Annotated in this window: 2 protein-coding genes and 1 pseudogene; 2 read left to right on the forward strand and 1 reads right to left on the reverse strand. The window is 27.9% G+C overall.

Features of this window, described 5'->3' with window-relative positions; genetic code table 11:
* The first annotated feature begins 182 nt into the window (after window positions 1–182).
* Both ACOYLT_RS11615 and ACOYLT_RS11620 read left to right on the forward strand, forming a co-directional pair.
* Window positions 183–629, forward strand: a complete 447-nt coding sequence (locus ACOYLT_RS11615; protein WP_422854005.1) for a KTSC domain-containing protein — start codon at window positions 183–185, stop codon at window positions 627–629.
* A gap of 25 nt (window positions 630–654) precedes the next feature.
* Window positions 655–1,842, forward strand: coding sequence for an 8-amino-7-oxononanoate synthase (locus tag ACOYLT_RS11620; protein ID WP_422854006.1), 1,188 nt, complete (start codon window positions 655–657; stop codon window positions 1,840–1,842).
* Between the two features lies 1 nt (window position 1,843).
* Here ACOYLT_RS11620 and ACOYLT_RS11625 read toward each other — a convergent pair.
* Window positions 1,844–2,221: pseudogene (locus tag ACOYLT_RS11625) on the reverse strand (ABC transporter ATP-binding protein); the annotation flags it as partial.

Here is a 2,221-nt window from a genome sequence, read left to right on the forward strand (position 1 = left end):
AACTAATTATATTCCTTTAGAAATCATAGTTAAGGAGAATGCTGTTTCTTTAAAAAAATACTTATAATTTTTGAAATTTAACTACTTTTGCAATTGAAACAAATAAGAATTTTATCCTGAATAAGTTACTAAATCAACCCATCAATCACAATTAGTGGGTTTTTTATTTTTAAACTATGAATATGAAAAAAATTGTCGAGTATAGAACTTTACTTGGCGTTACAAAAGCAGCTACTTTAAAAGAGCTAAAAACAATTTACAGAAATTGTATGAAAGACATGCATCCAGATGCTATTTCAGATGATGTAGAAAGACAATTAGCTGAAGAAAAAAGTAAAGAGATTATTGCTGCTTACCATTTTTTAGTGAGTGTGGCACCGGAGACATTGGAAAAAGACAAAGCAGAATATACTAGAATCACAACAAGCACTAATATTGCTGATTTTTACTATGATAACAGTGTTTTATACATAACTTTCTTAGACGGAAATTCTTTTGAATACTTTGGTGTTTTAAGACCAACATATATTAAGATGGTAAATGCAGAGTCTCCGAGTAGATTTGCAAGAAGGCATATTTACAATGAATATATTTATAGAAGCACTTCAAAACTAGTAGCTACTGAGTAATTTTTAAATAAAAAAAGATTTAGTTATGGACCAATCGCTTTACATTTGTAAGGCGATTTTTTTTACATTGGATATACACTCTATTAAAATTTTTAATGCTATTTCAAATCTTCCTCATGAGTGGGATGAAGTAGCGCATGAAAATGCTTTTCTTCAAACTTCATATCTGAAAGTTCTCGAAAATTCTTCACCAGCCAATATGCAATGTTTTTATATTGGAATTTTTGAAAAAAAAACATTAATCGGAGTAGCATTAGCGCAATATCTTGATTTGAATAAACTTGCCTCTTTTGGTGATAGAGATAAATGTCTTAAAACTTATATTAGAAATTTTATTTTTAAAAAATTTGCTTCTAATGTTTTGTTTTTAGGAAATAACATGATGACAGGACAAAATGGATATACATTTAATGTAACTATTGATTTTAAAAGTTTAAGCGAAATACTTATGGAATGTGCGAATGAAATTACAAAGCACTTCAAAAAACAAAATATTACTATTCATATTGTTTCATTCAAAGATTTTTATCAGGATTGTGCGGATGAATTATCAAAATTTGAATTTGGCTCTATGTATAAATTTAATACACAACCAAACATGATTTTTGAACTTCATGAAAGTTGGAAAACTAATCAAGATTATATCGCCGCGTTATCAAAAAAATACCGAGACCAATACAAACGTGCTCATAAAAAAACTGAAGGAATAACAACTAGAGAATTATCGTTAGAAGAATTAGTTTTGAATGAATCTAGAATTAACGAACTATATCAACATGTTGCAAAAAATGCACCATTCAACACATTCTTCTTGGCTGAAAATCATTTTTCGACTTTCAAAAAACAATGTGGGAGTAATTTCATACTTTTTGGCTACTTTCTAAATGAAAAATTAATGGGTTTCCACACATTACTTTTGAATGGAAATGTTTTAGAAACCTACTTTTTGGGCTATGATGAACTCATTCAAAAAGAAAAAATGTTGTATTTGAATATGTTATACTACATGACCAAGTTTGGTATTGAAAATCAATTCAAAAAAATAATTTTCGGAAGAACTGCTTTAGAAATAAAAAGTTCTATTGGCGCTGAACCAGTTTTAATGACTGGATTTATTTATCATACTAATAAATGGATAAACAAAATTGTACCTAAAATATTTCCAAAATTAGAACCCACTTTAATTTGGCAACAACGTCATCCTTTTAAATAAATTAAAGAGTATCAATTTCGCCTTGAACTTTTTCCCAATCTTCAAGAAGCTTATCTAATTCATCTTTTTTCTTGTTGTATGCTATAAAAAAACTAGCATTTTCGATGTGCTTGTCATAATTAGAAGCTAATTCTTTATCATCGTTTTGAATATCTATTTCCAATTGCTTGATTTGACTTTCAATTTTACTTAATCGGTTTTGTAACGATTTGCTTTTCTTTTGATCCTCGTAAGAAAGATTTTTTGCATTTGATTTAACTTCAACTACAATATCTTTCTTTTCAATTTCACGCATGTTGGAAGCATTTCGTTGTTCTAAAAAGAAATTGATATCGCCTAAATATTCTTTGATTTTTTGGTCTTTAAATTCATAAACAAT

The sequence above is a fragment of the Flavobacterium sp. genome, from assembly GCF_049318185.1.
Taxonomy (GTDB): domain Bacteria; phylum Bacteroidota; class Bacteroidia; order Flavobacteriales; family Flavobacteriaceae; genus Flavobacterium.